Below are 16,300 nucleotides of genomic sequence, written 5' to 3' on the forward strand. Positions count from 1 at the left end.
ATTGCTTCCGCCGGTTAAATCTTTTAATTAAACAATTTAAGGGGCCGTGCCGATTTATCGGCAGGGTCTTGCTGTCTTGCGTGCTGCCTGGAGGAGGACACGTGGTCCAGAAGATCAAGCTTTCGACAATCGCCGAAACGCTCGGCATTTCAACGGCGACCGTATCGCTTGCCTTACGCGACAGTCCGCTCGTCGCCGGCAATACGCGGGAGAAGATCAAGGAGCAGGCGCGCGCGCTCGGCTATATCTACAATCGCCGCGCCGCCAGCCTTCGCACCTCCCGCTCCGGTATCATCGGCGTCGTCGTGCACGACATCATGAACCCTTTCTACGGCGAGATCCTGAAGGCGATCGAAAGTGAGCTTGATCGCAGCCGCCACACCTTCATTCTGTCCAATCACTACGACAACGTCGAAAAGCAGCGCACCTTCATCGAGACGCTTCTGCAGCTCGGCGGCGACGGCGTCATCATGTCGCCGGCGATCGGCACGCCGCCGGAAGATCTGCAGCTGGCGGAAGAAAACGGCATGCCGGCGATCCTCGTTGCCCGCTCGATGGACGGCCTTGATCTGCCGACCTATCGGGGCGACGACAGCTACGGCATCTCGCTTGCCACCAACCACCTGATCGGCCTCGGCCACCGCTCGATTGCGATGATCGGCGGCACGGACCAGACGTCCACCGGCCGCGACCGCTACCAGGGTTATGTCAACGCGCTGCGCAAGGCGGGCATCGAGGTCGATCCGAACCTGCGCATTCCTGGCCCGCGCTCGAAACAGGGCGGTTTCGAGGCCGCGGTGCATTTCCTGTCGCTGCCGCAGAAGCCGACGGCGGCCGTCTGCTGGAACGATCTCGTCGCGATCGGGTTGATGAATGGGATTGCGCGCGCCGGCCTGGTGCCGGGACGCGATATCTCAGTCACCGGCTACGACGATCTCGAGGAAGCCTCGATCGCCACGCCGGCGCTGACGACCGTCTGGAACGGCCAGACCGAGGTCGGCCGCCTGGCCGCCCGGGCGCTTCTCGATCGCCTTGCCGGCAGCCACGAGCCTGACGGCATGCATCTCATCAAGCCGGAAATGCGCATTCGCCAGTCCACCAGTCCCCATCGGCCCCGCGCCTGAACCAAGACCGCCACCCAAGAGGAAAAGCCATGTCCCGCATCGCCATTCTCGTTCCTGGGAAGATACACGATCGTGTTCTCGAAAGGCTGAAGGATCGTTTTGAGATTATCGCCGTCCCGCGTGCGGAAAAGCTTGCTCTCGATGGCGAGACCGCCGCGCGCATCCGCGGCGTCGCGGTCTCCGGCGCCTTTCCCGGCGCCTGGATGGACCAGTTGCCTGGCGTCGAGGTGATCGCCAGCTTCGGTGTCGGCTATGACGGCATGGATGTGAAGCGCGCCGCCGAAAAGGGCATCGTCGTCACCAATACGCCTGACGTTCTGAACGACGAGGTCGCCGATACGACGATCGGCCTGCTCCTGAACACGATCCGCGAGCTGCCGAGGGCGGAAGCGTGGCTGCGCGGCGGCAATTGGAAGCCGGGCGCGGCCTATCCGTTGTCGCGTTTCTCGCTCAAGGGTCGCCATGTCGGGCTTTACGGCCTCGGCCGCATCGGGCTCGAGATCGCCAAGCGGCTGGAGCCGTTCAAGGTGAAGATCAGTTACCACACCCGTTCGCGCCATGCCGACGTTTCCTACGACTACTACCCGACGCTGAAGGGGCTGGCGGAAGCGGTGGATACGCTGATCGCCATCGTTCCGAAGACGCCGCAGACACACAAGACGGTTGATGCCGATATTCTCGCCGCGCTCGGCCCGAACGGTATTCTCGTCAATGTCGGCCGCGGCTGGACGGTTGATGAAGAGGCGCTCGGCGCGGCTCTTGCATCAGGCGCACTCGGCGCGGCCGGTCTTGACGTGTTCTACGACGAGCCGACGGTGCCGGCCGACCTGCTTGCCGCCGAAAACGCGGTATTGCTGCCGCATGTCGCTTCCGCATCGGTGCCGACCCGCAATGGGATGGCCGATCTCGTCGTCGACAATCTCATCGCGTGGTTCAAAAAGGGAACGGCGCTGACGCCGGTGCCGGAGACGCCGCAGAAAGCGTAAGTCCTGCTCAGGCGATGGCTTGCGCCGGTACCGTCGCCAGTTTGCCGGCCGCATGGTTGCGGACGGCGTCGCCGAAGGCGGTAAAGAGCTTGTTGGAGGGCTTGTCTGTTTCGGCCCAGTATTCCGGATGCCACTGCACGCCGACGGCAAAAGCCTTGGCGTCGATGACCGAGACGGCCTCGACTGTGCCGTCTTCGGCGGTGGCTTCCACCTGCAGGCGGGGCGCGGTCCTGGCGATTGCCTGGCGATGCAGCGAATTCACGCGGACTTCGCCGGGGCCGAGAATGCCTGCGATGTAGGAGCCTCCCTTGACATGCACGGTCTGGCGAATGGCGTACATGCCGTCGCGGTCGACGCCTTCCGGCCGCCGATGATCCCAGATGCCGGGCTGGTCCTGGATCTCGCTTGCGAGCGAACCGCCGAGAGCGACATTCAGCTCCTGGATACCGCGGCAAATGGCGAGCAGAGGGATGGCGCGGTCGATGGCGCGGCGGATGAGCGGCAGGCTGGTGGCGTCGCGGGCGGGGTCGAACGGGCCGTCCCTTTCGGTCGCTTCGACGCTATAGAGCGAGGGATGCACGTTGCTGGCCGAGCCAGATACCAGGAGGCCGTCAACGCGGTCGAGGATCGCGTCGGTATCGTAGCCTTCCTCGAAGGCCGGAATGATGAAGGCCATGACGCCGGCCGCATTCAATGCGGCCCTGAGATATTGATGCTGCACGGCATGCCAGGTGATGCCGTCGAAGCTGCGGATATCGGCAGGAATGGCAACGATCGGTTTCGTCATGTTCACCCCGGTGAAATCTTTGTGCTGACCGTTTTGCCGCCAGAATGGCCGTCAAGTCAACGCTTGGCTGCGCGAGGTGGCCAAATTGCGGCGGCAGCGCCTCCGCTGCCATCCTACTTGCCGCTAAGCTGCTGATTTTGATGGGTGCGCTCGTATTGCCTTATTGCCGTCTTGATGCCAAAGGCTAATAGACTAAAGCTTGAATCGCGGCCTTCGCCATGCTTAGGTTTGCCCTTGCTGCGGGTAGGGGTGAAGATCGCCGCGTAGCGCCATCTATACGGGAGGTTTTTGATGGATCGTCGTTCGTTTTTCAAGAAGGCGGGGACCGCCGGCGCCGGAGCGGTTGCCGCAACGGCATTGGCAGCGCCTGCGATCGCGCAGGAAAATCCGAAGATCGCATGGCGCATGACGTCGTCGTTTCCGAAGAGCCTGGACACGATCTATGGCGGCGCCGAGGACATCTCCAAGCATGTCGCCGCCGCCACGGACGGCAATTTCACGATCCAGCCTTTCGCGGCCGGTGAAATCGTGCCCGGTCTGCAGGCCGTCGATGCGGTCGCCGCCGGCACGGTCGAGGCGGCGCATACCACCTCCTATTATTTCGTCGGCAAGGATCCGGCCTATGCCTTCGGAACGGCCATTCCCTTCGGCCTGAACAGCCGCCTGACCAATGCCTGGTTCTACGAGGGCAACGGCAACAAGCTGATGAACGAATTCTACGCCACGCAGGGCATGTATGCCCTGCCGGCCGGCAATACCGGAGCGCAGATGGGCGGCTGGTTCCGCAAGGAAATCAATACGCTCGACGACCTCAAGGGCGTCAAGATGCGCATCGCCGGCCTTGCCGGGCGCATCATGGAGAAGGTTGGCGTCATTCCGCAGCAGATCGCCGGCGGCGACATCTATCCGGCGCTCGAAAAGGGCACGATCGACGCGGCCGAATTCGTCGGCCCCTATGACGACCTGAAGCTCGGCTTCCATAAGGTGGCGAAATACTACTATTACCCGGGCTGGTGGGAAGGCGGCCCGACGGTGCATGCGTTCTTCAATCTCGAAAAATGGAGCAACCTGCCGAAGCACTATCAGGCAGCGCTGACCGACGCCTGCGCCTTCGCCAACACCAACATGCTGGCGAAATACGACATGAAGAACCCGACGGCGCTGAAGCAGCTCGTTGCGGAAGGCGCGACGTTGCGCCCGTTCAGCCAGGAGATCATGGAAGCCTGCTTCCAGGCGGCAACCGGCATCTACGGCGAAATCTCCGGCACGAACCAGTATTTCAAGAAGATCTATGAAGACCAGACCGCCTTCAAGCGGGACGCCTATCTCTGGATGCAGCTTTCGGAATATACGTTCGATACATTCATGATGATCCAGCAGCGGGCCGGGAAGCTTTAAGCTTTTCGCAGACTGCTGGTTTCAGCTGATGACAAAACCCCCGGATTCAATCCGGGGGTTTTTCGTTTCGGGCTAAAGCGCGTCGCGATCTTTCAGATTCGCTCCTGACGCTTTAGCTTTTTATTTTCTCGCATGTCGTTGCCGCAAAACCGCTGCACAGTTTTGCGCGGCATGCGCTATTTGCCGGGCGCCGGCGCTCCGGGCAGGCCGTTCAGCGGCGGCAAAGTGAGGCCGGGGATCTGCGGCGAGCCGTTGCCGCCGCCCACCGGCGGCAGGCCGAGCTGGCCGCCGAAGCCGGGCACTTCGATCTTGATCGAGTTCGGGTCCACCTTCGGGCCGCGGTCCAGCCAGTAGGTTACCGATTCCGGCCAGAAGATGACGATCGCCACCAGGATGACCTGCATGCCGACCCAGGGGAGGGCGCCCATGTAGATATCCGAGGTCTTGACCTCCTTGCCGGCGATCGAGCGCAGGTAGAAGAGCGCGAAGCCGAACGGCGGATGCATGAAGCTCGTCTGCATGTTCACGCAGATCAGCACGCCGAACCAGATCAGGTCGATGCCGAGGCTGGAGGCGACGGGGGCGAGCATCGGGATGACGATGAAGGCGATCTCGAAGAAATCGAGGAAGAAGGCGAGGATGAAAATGAAGATATTGACGAAGATCAGGAAGCCGACCGGACCGCCGGGAATGCCCGAGAGCATGTGCTCGATCCAACGGGAGCCGTCCATGCCCTGGAAGACCAGGCTGAAGCAGGTGGAGCCGATCAGGATCATCACCACCATCGACGTGATGTGCGTGGTCGACGTCATCGCCTCGCGGATCAGCGGCCAGGTGAGGCGGCGATGCAGGGCGGCAAGCCCCATGGCGCCGACGACGCCGAGCGCGCCCGCTTCCGTCGGCGTGGCAAGGCCCATGAAGATGGTGCCGAGGACCAGGAAGATCAGCACGATCGACGGCACCATGCCCATCAGCACCTTCGCCAGCAGCGCCCAGTCGAGATCGCCGCGCACTTCTTTCGGCAGCGGCGGCATCGATTTCGGCCGGATGATCGACATGACAAGGATGAAGAGCACGAAGATCGTCACCTGCAGGATCGAGGGGCCGATCGCGCCGAGATACATGTCGCCGACCGACCGGCCGAGCTGATCGGCGAGAACGACGAGGACGAGCGAGGGCGGGATGACCTGCGTGATCGTGCCGGAGGCGGCGATGACGCCGGTCGCAAGGCGCGGACTGTAGCCGTAGCGCAGCATGATCGGCAGCGAGATCACACCCATGGTGATGACGGAGGCCGCGACCGTGCCGGTGATGGCGCCGAGCACGGCGCCGACGAGGATGACGGCATAGGCAAGGCCGCCGGGGATGGCGCCGAAGAGCTTGCCGGTGCCTTCAAGCAGATCCTCGGCAAGTCCGCATCGCTCCAGCACCGCACCCATGAAGGTGAAGAAGGGGATGGCGAGCAGGAGGTCGTTGGAGACAATGCCGAACAGGCGCAGCGGCAGATTGTGCAGGAAAGCTTCGCTGAAATGGCCCGTGACTATGCCGATGATGCCGAAGAGCAGGCCTACGGCGGCGAGCGAAAAGGCGACCGGAAAGCCGTAGAGCATGAAGACGACCATGCCCAGGAACATCGCCGGCGGAATGATGCCGAAATCAAACAAATCAGTTCCTCCCGGTCCGCTTATTGCAGCGGTTTTTCGTATGTGGTGTCGATGCTGATGCGGCCGGTGAGCGCTGCGACCCGCTTGATCAGCTCGGAAACGCCCTGAAGGGAAAGCAGCGCGAAGCCGGCGACCAGGATCAGTTTGACGGGCCAGCGGATCAAGCCGCCGGCATTGCCCGATATCTCCCCCTGCTGGTAGGAGAGGGCGAAGAACGGCCAGCACAGCCAGGCGAGATAGATGCATGCGGGCAGGAGCAGGAAGATGAGGCCGACGATGTCGATCCAGATCCTCGCCTTCTCCGAAACCGCGCCATAGATCAGGTCGACACGCACATGTTCGTTGTTGCGCAGCGCATGCGAAGCGCCGAGCATGACGACGAAGGCGAAGAGATACCACTGAATCTCGAGCCAGCCGTTCGAACTGTAGTTGAAGGTGTAGCGGACGATGGCGTTTCCGGCGCTGATCAGACAGCAGAAGAGTACCATGTACTCGGAAAATTTGCCCACGATGCGACTGAGCCAGTCGATCAACCGGCTGACTGCCAGAAGTGCCGACATTCGTTCCCCTTGTCTTTTGTCCTGCCGGTTTTCCGGCAGCTTTCCTTCTTTGCAATCGATGTAGACCACGGCCTTTGAAATTGGAAGGATAAATGCCTCGCCTTGGAGTATAGTCTTAGCCGCGATGGCCGGTTTGCGCGACTTCTGGAGATTTGGACAACCCTGACGTGGATAAATTATTTCAATAATCTCGCCAAAAGGATGCATTATCACCTGTAAGATGTGACGTTCATCCTCTGGTTTTAGAAAATTTGACCAAATGTTTGATTCGATTGAAATCAATTTTTAAAGGGTTGGCCTTAGACTCCCCGCGCACAGGGAAAGTGTGGATGAAGCCAGATAACCCGACCAGGGTCCCTTTAGATGTGTATCTGTCGTTTGTGAGTTCCCTTTCCGGGAACCGCATGACGCTTCTTGCTGGCGTGATCGTCCACATCGCGACTTGCCTCGCCGTCGCCGCCAAGACGCAATATTCCATCTACATCCTGTTGTCGCTCGCCTTCCTTCTGGTCTTCAGCGCCCGCATGGCTATCTTCCGGCAGTTCGATCGCGTCGACAAGGAAAGCCTGTCGCGGGCCGACATCGAGCGCTGGGAGCGGATCCTGGTGGCCGGTGCCGCCTGCACCACTGCCCTTCTCGGCTTCGCCAGCGGCTATGCCATCTTCGTCGTGCACGATTCCTTCGCGGAGCTCGCCTGCATTTCGGTCACCATGGCGACCATGGTTTCCGTCGTCGGCCGCAATTACGGTTCGCGCCTTGCTGTCGATCTCCAGACGTTTTCCTGCTGTTTGCCGATGATCGTCTGCAGCCTGCTGGCGATGGATTTCTATCGCGGCGTGCTGTCGATCTTCCTCATTCCTTTCTGGCTGACGACGCGGGCCATGGCGAACGGCGTGCGCGAGTTCCTCTACGAGAATGTCATTGCGCGCCGGGAAATCACCATGATCGCCGACCGCTTCGATACGGCGCTCAACAACATGCCGCATGGCCTCGTGATGGTCGATGCCGAAAACCGCATTCAGGTCGTCAACCGCAAGGCCTGCGAGCTTCTGAAGATCGGGGCTCCCGAACGGCTGAAAGACCGCGACCTTGGCGCGGTGCTGCGCTATGGCGCGCGCCACAGCTTCATGGATGCCTCGCAGCCGGAGCTTATCCTGCGCCAGCTCACCCAGGTGGCCGAAGGCAACCTGTCGCGCACGCTCATCCATTTCCCCGAAGGCCTGTCGCTCGAATTCTCGGCCAGCCGAAGGGCCGATGGCGGCGCCGTGCTGATCTTCGAGGACGTGTCGAGCCGGGTCAAGGCAGAGCAGAAGATCATGCACATGGTCCGCTTCGACGCGCTGACCGGCCTGCCGAACAGGGAATATTTCGGCCAGCTCGTGCAGGAATATCTCGCCAAACATCCGAGGAAATCAGGCCCGCTCGGCTTCATGGTGCTGGACATCGACGAGTTCAAGCATGTCAACGACATGCGCGGCCATGTCACCGGCGACCATCTGCTTTGCGCCATCGCCGCCCGCATCAAGCAGGCTTCGGGCAACGCCATCCTCGGACGGCTGATGGGGGACCAGTTCATCCTGTTCTTCCCGCATGCGAAGGAGCCGGCTTCGCTCGATCTCGAGATCCGCCGTGTGCATGCCGCGATCCAGGGTCATTACGAGGTTGACGAGATTACTTTCCTGGTTTCGCTCAGCGCCGGCTATGCGATCCTCGAAAGCACGGCCTTTGCGCTCGACGAATGGAGCGTCAAGGCGGATCTTGCGCTCTTCGAAAGCAAGTCGCGCCTCAAGGGCGGCATATCGGGCTTCGAGCGGGAAATGGACGGCCGCTATATCGAGCAGCAAAAGCTGAAGGCGGATCTGCGCGAGGCGGTTTCAGCGCAAGCGCTGCATCTCGTCTTCCAGCCGATGTTCCGGGCCGACGGCACACGGATCGAATGCGCCGAGGCCCTGGCGCGCTGGGTGCATCCGGAGAAGGGATCGATCCCGCCCGATGTCTTCATCCGGCTCGCCGAGGATATGGGCATCATTTCCGACATCACCCGCTTCGTGCTGTTCAAGGCCTGCAGCGAATGCATGAACTGGCCGGAGCATATTGCCGTCTCGGTCAACCTTTCGGCGCGGGATCTGCGCGATGCGGACATTCTCGCGGTGGTCGCCGATGCGCTTGCCCATTCCGGCCTGGATGCGGCGCGGCTGCATCTCGAAGTCACCGAAAGCTGCCTGATCGACGAACCGCAGGCCGTGCGCGCCATCCTGGCGGAACTCAGGGCCCGCGGCATCACCATCGCCATCGACGATTTCGGCACCGGCTTCTCCAGCCTCAGCTATCTCGACACGCTGCCGCTCGATATCGTCAAAATCGATCGCTCCTTCGTCCGCAATATCGTCGAGGATACCCGCCGCCTCAAACTCCTGCGCGGAACGGTCCATCTCGCCCGCGAACTGGGGCTGAAGATCGTCATCGAGGGCGTCGAGACCGAAGAGCAGCTCGCCCTGCTCAACAAGCATCGCAGCACCGACCTCGTGCAAGGTTATGTTTTCTCGCAGCCCGTGCCTTCCCAGAATATCCCGCTGTTGCAGCAGGGCATCGGTCGCCGCCCCGTTCAGCGTCGGCGCAGCAAGGTCGCCTGAGCGCTCCGCATCGGCCGCTTTTGCGCTGACAATCCTCCGCACCGTTAACCTTAATACTTTATAAACGGCCCGAATTATCGGATTTCCTTGCCTAAATCTCGCCGGCATATGATTAATGATCCGTTAACGAGCGGATCGGGAAAATGTCAGAGACACTGTTCAAGCGTAGCGATTTCAGCGCGAAAATTTTGGAAGTTTTGGATCATGTCGAATATCGCCGCGTCGAAAGCAGCGAGGACATGGAGCAGGTGGAACGCCTGCGCTACAAGGCCTACAAGGCCCACGACGTACTCGCGCTCGCTCCGAAGGGGTTACTTGACGACAGCGATTTCGACAGCCACGCCTATATCTTCGGACTGTATTATTATGGGGAACTGGTCAGCACCATCCGGGTTCATTATGTGACACCGGAGCATCGCCTCAGCCAGTCCGGCGGCGCCTTTCCCGAGGCGATGGATGAGCTTCTGGATGCGGGGCTGACGCTGATCGATCCGGCGCGTTTCGCGGCCGACCCCGAGCTCACCGCCGATCTGCCCTGGGTTCCCTATCTGACACTGCGGCCGACCATCGTCGCGGCGGCGTATTTCCGTGCGGACCGGGTCCTGCAGTTCGTCCGGCCTCCGCATGCCGCTTTCTACAAGCGGGTCTTCTATGCCGATACGGTCGTGCCGGGCCGGCTGGCGAAGAATTACGGGATCGACATGACGCTGATGGCGACGAATGTGATCGAGGTCGGGCGCAAGCTGCTGACGCGCTATCCGTTCTTCATCTCCAGCGCCAGCGAGCAGCGCATGATGTTTTCGCGCAACCCCAACGACACGCTGCCGCCGCTCACCATCATCCCGACGGCGCGTTTCGTGCCGCCAGGCGAGCTCGGTACCGACCTGCCGCTCTGATTTCTGCTGCTCTCCTGATGGAAGAGGGCAGGCGGCAATGACAAGATCCGCAGCCGGTGGTCAGGCGCGCTTTTTCCCTTGCTGGAGAAGGTGGTTTGGAACCGCGGCTGCGGCATTCTCATGCATTGCGCTTTCGCCTGTCATTGTGTAATTCCTGCAGGCAGGGACTTCCCTCGGCGCAGCCAAGGGAATCAGGCAGCGCAAAGGCATTTCAGGGAGACGATATTTATGGCCGAACATCATACCGGACCGGTCGAGACCGGCGCGCCGATGGATTACAAGGAACATGAGCAGACCTACAACATGTTCATTGCCGGCACGAAATACGGCTCGATGCTTCTCGTCGTTCTCCTGCTCGCGATGACCGCCGGTTTCTTCGGCGGCGCCGGCCTTCTCGGCGGCCTCTTCGTCTTCATCATTCTTCTCGCCATCGGCATCTTCATGGTCCGCTGATCGCGGCCGGCGCATCGGTCCCGAAACCGGGATCGATGCGGAGAGCGCGCGATTCAGCAGATTGGAAGAGCTGGAGCGTTTGTGCGTCGGAGGGACGCTTGACGCTCTAGGGAAGGGGAGGCTTCTCCGAAGCTTTGTGAACTCGGTGCTTGGCCTGCGCAGGCGCGCCTGCGGCGGTCTGGCTGACCCGGAGGAGGGGGCAGTTGGGCAATATTATTTTCGTTGCAAGGGAAGTCACGGACGGGGAGACGCGTGTCGCGGCTTCTGCCGAAACCGTGAAGAAAATGAAGGGTTTCGGTTTCGACGTCATTGTCGAAACCGATGCCGGTGCGGCGTCGCGCATTCCGGACGGAGAGTTCGAGGCCGCGGGCGCCAGGATCGGCAGTTTTGCGGATGCCGCCACCGCCGACGTGGTGCTGAAGGTGCGCCGCCCGAGCCCATCGGAAATCGCAGGCTATAAGAGCGGCGCGGTCGTCATCGCCATCATGGACCCCTATGGCAACGACGAAGCGATCGCGGCTCTCGCAGGCGCCGGGCTTTCTGCTTTCGCCATGGAGCTGATGCCGCGCATCACTCGCGCCCAGTCCATGGACGTGCTCTCATCCCAGGCCAATCTCGCCGGCTACCAGGCCGTCATCGAGGCGGCTGCGGTCTATGACCGCGCCATGCCGATGATGATGACGGCGGCAGGCACCGTGCCGGCTGCCAAGGTCTTCGTGATGGGCGCCGGTGTCGCCGGGCTTCAGGCGATCGCCACCGCGCGCCGCCTGGGTGCTGCGGTCTCGGCCACCGACGTGCGCCCGGCCGCCAAGGAGCAGGTCGCTTCCCTCGGCGCCAAGTTCATCGCCGTCGAGGACGAGGAGTTCAAGGCGGCGGAAACGGCCGGCGGCTATGCCAAGGAGATGTCGGTCGGCTATCAGGCCAAGCAGGCAGCGCTTGTGGCCGAACATATCGCCAAGCAGGATATCGTCATCACCACCGCTCTCATTCCCGGCCGTCCGGCGCCGCGGCTCGTTTCGCGCGTCATGCTCGCCTCGATGAAGCCGGGTGCGGTCGCCGTCGACCTCGCGGTCGAGCGCGGCGGCAATATCGAGGGTGCCGTTGCCGGCGAGGTCGCCGACGTCGAAGGTGTCCAGGTGATCGGCTTTGCCAATATGCCGGGCCGGGTCGCTGCCAGCGCCTCGGCACTCTACGCCAAGAATCTCGTCACTTTCCTCGAGACGATGGTCAACAAGGAAAGCGGGAGCGTGGTCGTCAATCTGGACGACGAACTCGTCAAGGCGACGATGCTGACCTATGCCGGCGATGTCGTTCATCCCGCCTTCGGCGGCGCGAAGAAGGGAGACATGTGATGGCCAGTGAAGCAATGGACAGAGCGCTTCAGCAGCTCGACCAGGCGGTGACCGCCGTCGTCACGGCCGCCGCCCAGGCGCCGGAGGCGGCAAGCGCTGCGACCGGCGGGGCGATCGACCCCTTCGTCTTCCAGCTGGCGATCTTCGTATTGTCGATCTTCGTCGGTTATTACGTCGTCTGGTCGGTGACGCCGGCGCTGCATACGCCGCTGATGGCCGTCACCAATGCGATCTCCTCGGTCATCGTCGTCGGCGCGCTTCTGGCGGTCGGCATCTCCACCAGCGGGCTTGCGACCGGCTTCGGTTTCGTCGCCCTCGTGCTCGTCTCGGTGAATATCTTCGGCGGCTTCCTCGTCACGCAACGAATGCTTGCGATGTACCGCAAGAAGGACAGGTGAGGACCGATGACCAATATCGCAGCTTTCCTCTACCTCGTCTCCGGCGTTCTCTTCATCCTGGCGCTACGCGGCCTGTCCCATCCTGCCACCAGCCGCAAGGGCAATCTCTACGGCATGGTCGGCATGGGGATCGCCATCCTGACGACGCTCGTGCTGGCGACGCCTAATTTCGGCGGTTTCGTACTGATCGTCCTCGGCCTGGCCATCGGCGGCAGCGTCGGCGCCTATGTTGCCCGCACCATCCCCATGACCTCGATGCCGCAGCTCGTCGCCGGCTTCCATTCGCTGGTCGGCCTTGCCGCCGTGCTGGTGGCGGCTTCCGCGCTCTATACGCCTGCATCCTTCGGCATAGGCGAGATCGGCCACATCCATACCGAAGCACGCGTCGAGATGGCGCTCGGCGTGGCGATCGGGGCACTGACCTTCACCGGTTCGATCATCGCCTTCCTGAAGCTCGACGGGCGGATGTCCGGCAAGCCGATCCTGCTGCCTTACCGGCATGTGATCAACGCGGCCCTGCTGGTGCTGATCGTGCTCTTCATCATCGGGCTTGCCGCCACCGAAAGCCATTTCGACTTCTGGGCCGTGGTGGCGCTGTCGCTGGCGCTCGGGGTTTTGCTGATCGTGCCGATCGGCGGCGCCGACATGCCCGTCGTCGTTTCGATGCTGAATTCCTATTCCGGATGGGCCGCGGCCGGCATCGGCTTCACGCTCGGCAATCTGGCGCTGATCATCACCGGCGCGCTCGTCGGCTCCTCCGGCGCCATTCTCTCCTACATCATGTGCAAGGGCATGAATCGCTCCTTCATCTCCGTCATTCTCGGCGGTTTCGGCGGCGAGACGACGTCGGGCGGAGCCGATACGTCGGACAGGACCGTCAAGCTCGGCTCGGCCGAGGATGCGGCCTATCTGATGGCGAATGCGTCGAAGGTCATCATCGTGCCAGGATACGGCATGGCGGTCGCCCAGGCCCAGCATGCGCTGCGCGAACTCGCCGACAATCTGAAGAAGAACGGCGTCGAGGTGAAATATGCGATCCACCCGGTCGCAGGCCGCATGCCCGGCCATATGAACGTGCTGCTTGCCGAAGCCAATGTTCCCTATGACGAGGTCTTCGAGCTCGAAGACATCAATTCGGAATTCGCCCAGGCCGACGTCGCCTATGTCATCGGCGCCAACGACGTCACCAATCCGGCGGCGCGCGACGACAAGACCTCGCCGATCTACGGCATGCCGATCCTCGACGTCGACCGGGCCAAAACCTGCCTGTTCGTCAAGCGCTCGCTCGGTTCGGGCTATGCAGGCATCGACAATACGCTGTTCTACAAGGACGGCACGATGATGCTGCTCGGCGACGCCAAGAAGATGACCGAGGACATCAACAAGGCGATCGCGCATTGACCGACCCAGAAACAGCCGCCTTCGGGCGGCTGTTCGATTCAAGCCGCATGATATGCGTTATGGCGGGCCGCGCTTTTCCTCATACCTCGCCCGGCACGAGCGTCATCTTCTCGACGCCGATCGCGAGGTTCAGCCCTTCCTGGGCCTGGACGTTCAACGGCTGCAGCATGAAGGCCTTGTTGGTGCCGCCGGCGATCACCTTGGCTCCGGCGCCCGCACCGATGCTGGCATCGGCGCCGACGCCGTAATACTCACCGGCAAGCGCGAATTGCGGCATATCCGTGCCGGTCTTCGCCAACACCTGCCAGATCATCACGCTCTTGCCGGTCTGGCCGATATCGAGGCCGAATTTTTCTATCTTGCCGGCATAGACCGCCTTGGGGCCGCCCGTTGCCGGCGTATAGGTGCAGGTCAGGTTCTTCTGTGAGGTGATGATCAGGCCCTGGCCGCCATCCGATCCGCAGACCAGCCGGCCAAGCGTAACATAGTTTTCCGCGCCGGCCGGGCCTGCCCAGACAGCGGCCGCCAATGCAGCGGTTGCGATCATCGTTTGCTTGAACATGGTCTTTCTCCTTTGGAACGACCTGTCCGAAACGGGTGGAGGTGGAGATTGTTCCTGCGCTATTCCCGCTCCAGCGTGCCACGCTGGGCCGTCAAAACCCACAGCAGGCCTTCGGGCCGGAAATCGACCTCGACGGTGCCGCGGAAGGCGGAGGCAGCATGGGCCTTGATAACAGTCGTGCCGAAACCAGAGCGCGAGGGCTGCGTCACCGGCGGGCCGCCGCGCTCGTCCCAGGTGAAGCGGAGCAGGGCCTCCGGTTTGTCTTCTTCCTTCACATCCCGCCATTCGAAACGAACACGGCCCTGCGGCACGGAAAGCGCACCGTATTTCACCGAATTGGTGGCGAGTTCATGCAGGGCAAGGCCGAGATTCTGCACCGCATCCGGCTTCAGGACGAAATCTTTACCGCTGACTTCGATCTGTTCGCGCGCCTGCGGGAAGGCCTGCAGGTGGATGTCGACGACGCGCCTCAGCGAAACGCCTCCCCATTGCTCGCTCGTCAGCAGTTCGATCGAGCGCACAAGCCCTTCCAGGCGATCGGCGACGGCGGCCTGGAAGGTCTCGACGCTGTCGGCCTGTTTGGCGAGCTGGCGCATCATCGCTTGGGCAAGCGTCAGAAGATTCTTGGTGCGGTGGACGAGTTCATGCATGACGAAGCGCAGCCGGTCTTCGGTCTGGCTGCGATCGAAAGAGGCGTTGGAAAGTGCGATTGCCACCTGGTTCGCTTCGATGACGCTGGTTTCAACCGGTGAGACGATATGGCCTTCGCCCATGCGGTTCGCCATGTCGGCGATCTCGCGGATGGTGGTGCGGACCTGTCTTGCAACGGCATAGGCGGCCAGCACGGCGACGAGCACCAGCGCGACGCCGCCGATGATGAGGAAGCGCCAGGTGCTGAGGATCGAGGCCTGGGCGACCGGCCCCCAGATGACCGTCTTCCAGGACCAGCCGGGAATCTGGGCATAGCCGAGAAGCATGTGCGGCAAGACCGCCGCGTCTTCGAAGACGCCCCGGAAAGTGCCGAGCGCCGGCAGAATGCGCGAATCGAAGGGCGTGCCCGGTTCGAGATTGCCCGGCCCGGTGGCGGCGACAACATGGCCGCTCTGGTCGATGATGGCGGCCGACCAGCCGGGGGCGAGGCCTTCCGTGGTCACGAGCCTGCCCAGATCCCTGGCGTCCTGGGTGATGATGAGAGCTGCGACGGGATCGTTCGGCCGTGGCAGGGTGACGTTATAGACCCAGTCGCCGCTGGTCCGGCCGCGGAAGACGTCGGAAGCCTCGATGCGGCCGGAGGTCATGGCCGATTCGAGAGACGGCATGTTCGCAACTTTGTCGAGCGGCGTGCCGAAGGCCCGGCGCGTGTTCAGGAGTTGCTGGCCGGTGCGGTCGACGGCGATGACGAACAGCGAATTGTTCCGCAACGCTGTTTCCGTGCGCTCGTGGAAGGCGGCGAGATTGCCATTTTCGAGTTCCGGCGAGCTCGACAGCAGCCGCAGCGTCGTCGCCATGTCCTGCAGCTGGCGGTCGATGATGCGCGAAAGGGCAACGGCATCCTGGGCCGTCTCGCGTTTCAGCGCCGAGCGCTGGTTATCCTCCAGCTGCAGCAGAAGCAGCGCCACGAAGGCAAAGATCGGCAGTGCGATCGCCACCGCCATGGCGACGAGATAGGTGCCGATCGAGGCCTTGGGAAAGAACAGTGCAAGGATCTTCATCTATTGCGCCACATAACCTGCGCGGTGGATGAAGCCATGCAGCGCTTCAAAGTGCTGCAGCGTCCTCTACGCCTCTGAAAAGAGGCGCGGCGCTGCGATGCGCGCAGCCCGCAACAGTTTTCGTTCGCGGTCAGGAAAGCAAAGATCCTCATCTCTCGCAAACCGCCCTCAACGCGTTTCGTATCGCCGATAGCAGGCTATCGAAGCAGGCGCATGTTAGGGGGAGGAGCAGGAGGTTGCAACACAGTATGACATGCCATCGAAGAGGGCGAACGTTTTTTCGGCCTGCTTTTTTGACGCGGGCGGAACCGCCTGTGCGGGCTGGACGGCGCCTATGGACGGCGCCCAATCAAAAATGCGCTCGAAAAGCCGCC

The 16,300-nt window shown here is 62.1% G+C and carries 14 protein-coding genes; 9 read left to right on the forward strand and 5 right to left on the reverse strand.

Annotation, left to right across the window (positions count from 1 at the left end):
• Window positions 1-101: 101 nt before the first annotated feature.
• Window positions 102-1,124 (forward strand): LacI family DNA-binding transcriptional regulator, encoded by a 1,023-nt coding sequence (locus ATY76_RS27495; protein WP_088677820.1) that lies wholly within the window; start codon window positions 102-104, stop codon window positions 1,122-1,124.
• Window positions 1,125-1,153: 29 nt separating this feature from the next.
• Window positions 1,154-2,110 (forward strand): 2-hydroxyacid dehydrogenase, encoded by a 957-nt coding sequence (locus tag ATY76_RS27500; RefSeq protein ID WP_088677821.1) that lies wholly within the window; start codon window positions 1,154-1,156, stop codon window positions 2,108-2,110.
• A gap of 7 nt (window positions 2,111-2,117) precedes the next feature.
• Here the strand turns inward: ATY76_RS27500 and ATY76_RS27505 are convergent, their stop codons facing one another.
• Complete coding sequence (locus tag ATY76_RS27505) at window positions 2,118-2,897, reverse strand: gamma-glutamyl-gamma-aminobutyrate hydrolase family protein (RefSeq protein ID WP_088677822.1); 780 nt, start codon at window positions 2,895-2,897, stop codon at window positions 2,118-2,120.
• A 291-nt stretch (window positions 2,898-3,188) separates the two neighbouring features.
• Between ATY76_RS27505 and ATY76_RS27510 the strand changes: the two genes are divergently transcribed.
• Window positions 3,189-4,295 (forward strand): TRAP transporter substrate-binding protein, encoded by a 1,107-nt coding sequence (locus ATY76_RS27510; protein ID WP_088677823.1) that lies wholly within the window; start codon window positions 3,189-3,191, stop codon window positions 4,293-4,295.
• A 176-nt stretch (window positions 4,296-4,471) separates the two neighbouring features.
• On the opposite strand, the gene ATY76_RS27515 is transcribed toward ATY76_RS27510, so the two are convergent.
• Together ATY76_RS27515 and ATY76_RS27520 are read right to left on the reverse strand one after the other, a co-directional pair.
• The gene (locus ATY76_RS27515; protein ID WP_088677824.1) at window positions 4,472-5,959 is read right to left on the reverse strand and encodes a TRAP transporter large permease subunit; all 1,488 of its coding nucleotides are present in this window, start codon (window positions 5,957-5,959) and stop codon (window positions 4,472-4,474) included.
• Window positions 5,960-5,979: 20 nt separating this feature from the next.
• Window positions 5,980-6,519, reverse strand: coding sequence for a TRAP transporter small permease subunit (locus ATY76_RS27520; protein ID WP_088677825.1), 540 nt, complete (start codon window positions 6,517-6,519; stop codon window positions 5,980-5,982).
• 329 nt (window positions 6,520-6,848) lie between these two features.
• On the opposite strand from ATY76_RS27520, the gene ATY76_RS27525 reads away from it, so the two are divergent.
• The 6 genes from ATY76_RS27525 (at window position 6,849) to ATY76_RS27550 (ending at window position 13,652) form a co-directional block, all read left to right on the forward strand.
• Window positions 6,849-9,152, forward strand: a complete 2,304-nt coding sequence (locus ATY76_RS27525) for an EAL domain-containing protein (protein ID WP_088677826.1) — start codon at window positions 6,849-6,851, stop codon at window positions 9,150-9,152.
• Window positions 9,153-9,295: 143 nt separating this feature from the next.
• Entirely contained in the window at window positions 9,296-10,048 is a 753-nt protein-coding gene (locus ATY76_RS27530; RefSeq protein ID WP_088677827.1) for a hypothetical protein, read from the forward strand.
• Between the two features lie 228 nt (window positions 10,049-10,276).
• Window positions 10,277-10,501 (forward strand): aa3-type cytochrome c oxidase subunit IV, encoded by a 225-nt coding sequence (locus ATY76_RS27535; protein WP_088677828.1) that lies wholly within the window; start codon window positions 10,277-10,279, stop codon window positions 10,499-10,501.
• A gap of 203 nt (window positions 10,502-10,704) precedes the next feature.
• Window positions 10,705-11,853, forward strand: a complete 1,149-nt coding sequence (locus ATY76_RS27540) for a Re/Si-specific NAD(P)(+) transhydrogenase subunit alpha (RefSeq protein WP_088677829.1) — start codon at window positions 10,705-10,707, stop codon at window positions 11,851-11,853.
• On the forward strand, window positions 11,853-12,251 hold the full coding sequence (locus ATY76_RS27545) for a proton-translocating transhydrogenase family protein (RefSeq protein WP_088677830.1): 399 nt from the start codon (window positions 11,853-11,855) through the stop codon (window positions 12,249-12,251). Before ATY76_RS27540 ends, ATY76_RS27545 begins: the two co-directional genes overlap by 1 nt.
• 6 nt (window positions 12,252-12,257) lie before the next feature.
• Window positions 12,258-13,652 carry an NAD(P)(+) transhydrogenase (Re/Si-specific) subunit beta gene (locus ATY76_RS27550; protein WP_088677831.1) on the forward strand — a complete coding sequence of 465 codons (1,395 nt, stop codon included), beginning with the start codon at window positions 12,258-12,260 and terminating at the stop codon, window positions 13,650-13,652.
• A gap of 79 nt (window positions 13,653-13,731) precedes the next feature.
• On the opposite strand, the gene ATY76_RS27555 is transcribed toward ATY76_RS27550, so the two are convergent.
• Both ATY76_RS27555 and ATY76_RS27560 read right to left on the reverse strand, forming a co-directional pair.
• Window positions 13,732-14,214, reverse strand: a complete 483-nt coding sequence (locus ATY76_RS27555) for a DUF992 domain-containing protein (RefSeq protein WP_088677832.1) — start codon at window positions 14,212-14,214, stop codon at window positions 13,732-13,734.
• Between the two features lie 59 nt (window positions 14,215-14,273).
• A complete protein-coding gene (locus tag ATY76_RS27560) occupies window positions 14,274-15,926 on the reverse strand; it encodes a sensor histidine kinase (RefSeq protein WP_088677833.1) in 1,653 nt (550 codons plus the stop codon).
• Window positions 15,927-16,300 lie beyond the last annotated feature (374 nt).

Source organism: Rhizobium sp. R339 (genome assembly GCF_002211395.1).
Lineage (GTDB): Bacteria > Pseudomonadota > Alphaproteobacteria > Rhizobiales > Rhizobiaceae > Rhizobium.

What these genes read in the sequence shown, in the direction of transcription:
- ATY76_RS27500 (WP_088677821.1), top strand. Translation starts at nt 1,154, where the DNA reads ATGTCCCGCATCGCCATTCTCGTTCCTGGGAAGATACACGATCGTGTT.
- ATY76_RS27505 (WP_088677822.1), bottom strand. Translation starts at nt 2,897, where the DNA reads ATGACGAAACCGATCGTTGCCATTCCTGCCGATATCCGCAGCTTCGAC.
- ATY76_RS27510 (WP_088677823.1), top strand. Translation starts at nt 3,189, where the DNA reads ATGGATCGTCGTTCGTTTTTCAAGAAGGCGGGGACCGCCGGCGCCGGA.
- ATY76_RS27520 (WP_088677825.1), bottom strand. Translation starts at nt 6,519, where the DNA reads ATGTCGGCACTTCTGGCAGTCAGCCGGTTGATCGACTGGCTCAGTCGC.
- ATY76_RS27525 (WP_088677826.1), top strand. Translation starts at nt 6,849, where the DNA reads ATGAAGCCAGATAACCCGACCAGGGTCCCTTTAGATGTGTATCTGTCG.
- ATY76_RS27530 (WP_088677827.1), top strand. Translation starts at nt 9,296, where the DNA reads ATGTCAGAGACACTGTTCAAGCGTAGCGATTTCAGCGCGAAAATTTTG.
- ATY76_RS27535 (WP_088677828.1), top strand. Translation starts at nt 10,277, where the DNA reads ATGGCCGAACATCATACCGGACCGGTCGAGACCGGCGCGCCGATGGAT.
- ATY76_RS27545 (WP_088677830.1), top strand. Translation starts at nt 11,853, where the DNA reads ATGGCCAGTGAAGCAATGGACAGAGCGCTTCAGCAGCTCGACCAGGCG.
- ATY76_RS27550 (WP_088677831.1), top strand. Translation starts at nt 12,258, where the DNA reads ATGACCAATATCGCAGCTTTCCTCTACCTCGTCTCCGGCGTTCTCTTC.
- ATY76_RS27555 (WP_088677832.1), bottom strand. Translation starts at nt 14,214, where the DNA reads ATGTTCAAGCAAACGATGATCGCAACCGCTGCATTGGCGGCCGCTGTC.
- ATY76_RS27560 (WP_088677833.1), bottom strand. Translation starts at nt 15,926, where the DNA reads ATGAAGATCCTTGCACTGTTCTTTCCCAAGGCCTCGATCGGCACCTAT.